The following is a 5,213-nucleotide window of genomic DNA, read 5'->3' as shown; positions in this document are numbered from 1 at the left end:
CCGAGGAAGTGCGCGATATTGTCGTCAAGGCCGTTCGGGGCGGCTCGGATCAGGAGGAGCGCGAGGAAAAAGCCCGACTGGAGACGGCGCGTGTCTATGCTCCCTATCCCTTTTCGTAGACTATGGCCACTCCCTTGCGCTTCGCGCTCCTAGACCATATCGAAGCCCCGCGTGAGTGCGCCTCGGCGGAGGTCTATGAGGAAGTGGCGGGCTATGTCCGACTCGCCGATGCGCTAGGTTTCGACTACTACTGGTTCAGTGAGCACCATAGCCATGTGCACTACGGTCACCTGCCTTGGCCCTTGCTGCTGGCACTGCATCTGGCCTCACAGACGAAGCACATTCAACTAGGAACGGCGATTGTCTGCCTAAACCTGCACCACCCGCTCGCCATTGCGGAGCAGACTGTGGTTGCGGACTTGCTGATGCAGGAGCGCCTCACACCAGGTTTTGGCAGCGGAAGCTCTCCCACCGAGTCGGTACTCTTTGGCAAAGAAGCTCTCTCCGAGCAGGAACGCCATGCGAACTTTGCCGAGGCCCTGGGTCAGATTCTGGCGAACTGGCAAAGCTCTGAGAGCCTCCCACGGGCTCACCCTACGCTGCATGCCCGGAGCTGGCAGGCGGTTAATAGTGTGGGAAGCGCTCAGATCGCAGGGCGGCTTCGGATGAACATGATGTACTCCCACCTGCGCACTCCGGAGCAGTATAAGCTCTACCGCCAAGCGTACTTTGACTCCGGCGGCACGGGCCTGATCGCGGCCAACCGTCCGGTCTATGTCGGCCCCGATGATGTCACGGCAATGGCAGAACTTGAGCCCGCCCTGCGAGTGCTCTGGCGACGCTTCCGCAGCGAGGGCAAGATCCCGGCAGAGACACCCGAGCCCGACGATCCCTCTGTGCTCTGTGGACATCCTATCAACTTTCTAGTCGGTGGCCCGGAGAGTGTTGCCGCCCAGATCGCTGCGCTTAGGGCTGAGACGGACTTTGATGTCATCAATCTGGAACCCAACTGGGCCGGTCTCTCCTCCGAGCAGATCCGTGGATCTATCCAGCGCCTCGCGGAGCAAGTACGTCCCGCGCTAGGTACACTCTAGCCGTGACAGATCAAGAAAATGCCCGATTGGCAGAGGCCCAGCGAATCTGCAACGAGCTGTTGGAACCCAATGCAGAGCGTGTCGATCGAAGTGGACAGGTACCACGAGTGAATTTAGAGGCGCTTGCAGCGGCTGGTCTGGCCGATGGCACTTTCGGCGGCGAGGCGTTTCGGCGGGCTTTTATCGAGCTGCTCTGCACCGCTTGTGGAACGACCTATTTTGTTCTAACCCAGCATCTTGGCTCATGTGGACAGATTGCGAGTAGCACAAACACATCGTTGCGCAAGCGTTTTCTGCCCGAGATGATCACGGGGAACCACTATGTTGGCGTGGGATTTGGCCACCTGCGCCGCCCCCAGCCGATGCTCCGCGCCACGCCAGTTCCTGGTGGCTGGATTCTCAACGGGGTCGCCCCGTGGGTAACCGGCTGGCCGGTCCTCTCCGCGACCATCTACGGAGCGCACCTGCCCGATGGCAAGCACATCTATCTCTATGTTCCCGCCCACGAAGATGACCACCAGCGTGTCTCGGCTCCCCTGCCTCTGTGCGCGATGGGGGCCACGGAAACCGTGGAAGTAACCCTCACGAATCTCTTTGTGCCTGCGTCCGACTGGGTGCGGGACTCATCGCCCGAGCAGCTAGCCGCCAGCGATACGGCGAACTTATGCAACAATGTCGCCCCGATGTTTGGCGTGACGCAGGGAAGTATTCGCCTCCTGCGCCAGCTTGCGACAAAAAAGCCCTTCCCCGTGCTCCCGCAAGCCGCCGACGCGTTGGAGGCCGAGCTTACGCAGTGCCGCGCCACTTGCTTCACCCTCGCGGATAGAGATAAATCGGCCCCAGGCTGGCGTGAGCAGGCACTAGAGGCACGCGCTTGGGCCATCGAGCTGGGGGTGCGGGCGGCGCATACCGGAGTCGCAGCGGCATCAGGAGGCGCGAATAGCCTGGATCACCCCGCCCAGCGCCGCCTGCGCGAGGCCATGTTCTACACCCTCTTTCAGCAAACCAGCGAGATTTTGCAGGGAACCGTCGCCCGGCTGGCGCGATTGCCCTAGAAGTCGTCGGTGCCTAGAAGTTCTTTTTCCATGTTGTCGGCAGCTTCCGCCGTAATACGAATTGCTTGCCTTAGGTAGGCAGACGAGGCGTTGTCGGGGATGTCCACACGGTAGTAGGCGCTCCAGGCTCCGCTCTCGCCTTTCTCGACCTGAAATGCCCCGAACTTGTAGTGCTTCAGGAGCAGCTTCTCCAGAGCCTCTGCGGTGGGCCTTTCTTTGCCTTTCCAGCAGACCGACCAGACCTCTCGCGTCGCCACTTCCGTCATCTTGGGCTCCGCGATTTTCTCTATCGTTCCCCGGATAAAGATAAGCTGCGAGCGCTTCTCATCCTCCCAGTTGATCTCAACACTATAATCGCCGTCTTTATCTATTTTATAGCCGTACTTTGTCGCCTTAATCGTCGCCTCAAACGGATCAATTTTCGGCTTCGTGATAGCAGGGTCTTGAGACGGCATCAGCGCCAGTAGCGCAAGGCAAGGTGCAAAAAACATCATAATTGTGGTTTCCTCTCGGTTTAATGAGGACAGTGTAGCCCGCCTGCGTTACGGCAGCGTTACAGCGCTCCAGGTTGGCATCGGTGGTTCGAGGAAGAGCCCGAAGTCGGAGAGGGCGGGGCAGGCGGCGGCTTTGGTGACACGAATTCGGACTTTGGTGGTTGTGGTTTGCGGGATGCGCCAGAGCCGACACGAGCCGATGGACTGCGCTTTTGCCACTTCTACCCAGCCACTGCTCTGCCAGATATCCACTGCCGCTTCATCTATGCGCTGGCCCAAGGCAATTGCCTCGCGGAGCCGGATGATATTAAACGTCTTCGGACGGCCTAGCTCTAAAGTCAGCTCCGGTGTGAGGACACTGTCGTCTACATACCAAGCCGTCTCCCAGCTCCCGTCCAGTAAATGCTTGGGATCGGAGCCGGGGCGCGTATTCGAAGCCGTAAGCTTTGCCCCCACAGCCAGGTTCTTCGCAAACGTCTTCTTGAGATGCGCCCCAAAGACCTTAAGGCTACTGGCATCTATCTCATGCACCAAGCCACGCCGATCCGGGGGGACATTGAGTAGCATGCTTGCCCCGCGCCCCACGGACTCCAGATAGTGCGTCATGAGCTGTGCCGGGCTCTTGACGAACTTATTCTGCGCCTCGTGCCAGAACCAGCCGGGCCGGATGGAAAAGTCCACCTCGGCGGGAATCCAGGACTTGCCGCTGCGCATCCCCGAGAGCAGCTTTTTCTCGTCCATCTGCCCGACTCCGTCTTTGGGACCGATGGTGATGGTATGCCAGCAGGGATCGCCCGCAAAGCCCCGCTCGGTGCCTACCCAGCGCGCGTCCCAGCCGATATCGCTCCAGACGCAGGCATCGGGCTGGAGCTCACGGATCAGCTGCCAGGTGGTCGGCCAGTCGTAGTAGGTCGTCCGGTCAATCTGCCGGGACTCGCGCTTGCCACCGTAGTAGCCATCACCGCCGTTTGCGCCGTCGTGCCAGGTCTCGAAGATCGGTCCGTAGTTAGTGAGAAGCTCACGCAGCTGCTCCCTGTAGATGCGCGTGACATACTCCGGGCTGCCGTAGAGCGCACTGTTGCGATCCCACGGCGAGAGATAGACCCCAAACTTCAGCCCCTGTTTCTGGCACTCCCGCGCCAGCTCTCCCACAATGTCGCCCTTGCCGTTTTTGTAGGGGCTGGCGCTGATATTATGCTTTGTGGTTTTCGTTGGCCACAGACAAAAACCATCATGGTGCTTGCACGTGAGAATCGCGGCCTTCAGCCCTGCGGATTTCAAAGTGCTCACAATCTGCTTGGCGCTGAGCTGAGTGGGATTTAAGATGCTTGGGCTCTCGTCGCCGTAGCCCCACTCTTTGTCGGTGAAGGTGTTGGTCGTGAAGTGCAAAAAGGCGTAGGTCTCCAGCGTGTGCCACTTGAGCTGGCGAGGGCTGGGAATCGGGCCGTAGGGCGCAGGCAGGTCGTTGCGGGTGCTCATGTCTATATTTTTTGCTGTACCATCGCAAGCAGTATTCCCACAAGATGCTCTGGTTCATCAATATTGTACTCTTGCAAGTCCACAACGACATGCTTTCCTTCGAGAAACCCAAACATCCAGCCCGTCCCGGATGTCACGCCACCATAGAGTTTGGGAATGCTATTGCCACGTTTCTCATTGAAGCGCTGCGCCGCAACCATCTCGGAGGCGCACTGGCCCCAGGCGGCAGGCAGATCGGCGTTCTTCGCCTCGACAAGTGCGATAATCGGAGCGTCTACCATAAGCTGCTGCGGCGAGAGACTGATGAGAAAGTCGCAGTAGCCATTGAGGCCGTCGGATTTTTCTATATCGAGATCAATCCCTGAAAAGAGACTCACCCCGCCGGGAAGCTGGCGAACGAGCTTCATCAAGACATTCATTACGATCAGCTCAGAGCGGGCTTTTTCGGTGTTAATCGCCACGGCAAGCGGAACCTGTGTCTCCAGAAGGGTCTGGAGGAGCGCACTTACTGCGACGGGAGCCACAGGGGCAAAATGATGAGGCTTATGCTCAACGGTCAGCCCCAGACGATCACGAACGGTTTGAAGACTGAACTCACTGTATGCCATTAGAGAAATTTCCTGGCTTGAGTATACCCTCTTATGGTCGCGGGCCTCCGTTTCGCTTCATAGGCCTGATAGCCACCGGGCGAGTCCCAGTGTAATGGTGCAGCCTGAAGTCGTCCCACCAGCATACTATAAAGCACCAGGTTGCTGTCAAACCAACGAAGAGCCTTCATCGGAATGCCTCGGTGACAGTGAAGGAGCGCAGGTTCAGTTTTTGTTTCAAGAGCGGGGCAACTGTCCACGCCGATGTAGACTTTAAAATCCAGTTTCGTAAGGCAAGTCGTAGGGAGCGTCCCCCAAGTCCGATCAAGCCCAAGACGAGAACACCAGCGACGACTCTCCTTCCACGCATGGTGGTTAGCGGAGCACAGGGACTTTGAGCAGGCTCTCAGCGGCTTTGACAATCGCAGCGGTGTCTATTCCCATCCCAGTGTGAAAAATATCACATTGACGGGGGGGGGGGGGGGGCTGTTAATATAAAAAACA

Annotated in this window: 5 protein-coding genes; 2 read left to right on the top strand and 3 right to left on the bottom strand. The window is 58.5% G+C overall.

Annotated elements, in window-relative coordinates; translation table 11 throughout:
• The first annotated feature begins 122 nt into the window (after nucleotides 1–122).
• Nucleotides 123–1,094 carry an LLM class flavin-dependent oxidoreductase gene (locus ACH2EH_RS08495; protein ID WP_395140752.1) on the top strand — a complete coding sequence of 324 codons (972 nt, stop codon included), beginning with the start codon at nucleotides 123–125 and terminating at the stop codon, nucleotides 1,092–1,094.
• 2 nt (nucleotides 1,095–1,096) lie between these two features.
• Nucleotides 1,097–2,149 carry an acyl-CoA dehydrogenase family protein gene (locus ACH2EH_RS08490; protein WP_395140750.1) on the top strand — a complete coding sequence of 351 codons (1,053 nt, stop codon included), beginning with the start codon at nucleotides 1,097–1,099 and terminating at the stop codon, nucleotides 2,147–2,149.
• On the opposite strand, the gene ACH2EH_RS08485 is transcribed toward ACH2EH_RS08490, so the two are convergent.
• Genes ACH2EH_RS08485 through ACH2EH_RS08475 form a run of 3 tightly spaced genes read right to left on the bottom strand, consistent with a single transcriptional unit; the run spans nucleotide 2,146 to nucleotide 4,730 of the window.
• Entirely contained in the window at nucleotides 2,146–2,643 is a 498-nt protein-coding gene (locus tag ACH2EH_RS08485) for a hypothetical protein (RefSeq protein WP_395140748.1), read from the bottom strand. The genes ACH2EH_RS08490 and ACH2EH_RS08485 overlap by 4 nt on opposite strands.
• 48 nt (nucleotides 2,644–2,691) lie before the next feature.
• Nucleotides 2,692–4,122, bottom strand: a complete 1,431-nt coding sequence (locus tag ACH2EH_RS08480) for an alpha-L-fucosidase (protein ID WP_395140746.1) — start codon at nucleotides 4,120–4,122, stop codon at nucleotides 2,692–2,694.
• A 2-nt stretch (nucleotides 4,123–4,124) separates the two neighbouring features.
• Nucleotides 4,125–4,730, bottom strand: a complete 606-nt coding sequence (locus ACH2EH_RS08475; RefSeq protein WP_395140744.1) for a hypothetical protein — start codon at nucleotides 4,728–4,730, stop codon at nucleotides 4,125–4,127.
• Between the last annotated feature and the right edge of the window lie 483 nt (nucleotides 4,731–5,213).

The organism is Armatimonas sp., from assembly GCF_043760365.1.
GTDB lineage: Bacteria > Armatimonadota > Armatimonadia > Armatimonadales > Armatimonadaceae > Armatimonas.
The sequence above is the reverse complement of the archived record's forward strand: the minus strand, read 5'-3'. Positions and strand labels throughout refer to the sequence as shown.

Excerpts from the sequence above, each read along its gene's own strand:
- ACH2EH_RS08475 (WP_395140744.1), bottom strand. The coding sequence starts at position 4,730 with ATGGCATACAGTGAGTTCAGTCTTCAAACCGTTCGTGATCGTCTGGGG.
- ACH2EH_RS08495 (WP_395140752.1), top strand. The coding sequence starts at position 123 with ATGGCCACTCCCTTGCGCTTCGCGCTCCTAGACCATATCGAAGCCCCG.
- ACH2EH_RS08485 (WP_395140748.1), bottom strand. The coding sequence starts at position 2,643 with ATGATGTTTTTTGCACCTTGCCTTGCGCTACTGGCGCTGATGCCGTCT.
- ACH2EH_RS08480 (WP_395140746.1), bottom strand. The coding sequence starts at position 4,122 with ATGAGCACCCGCAACGACCTGCCTGCGCCCTACGGCCCGATTCCCAGC.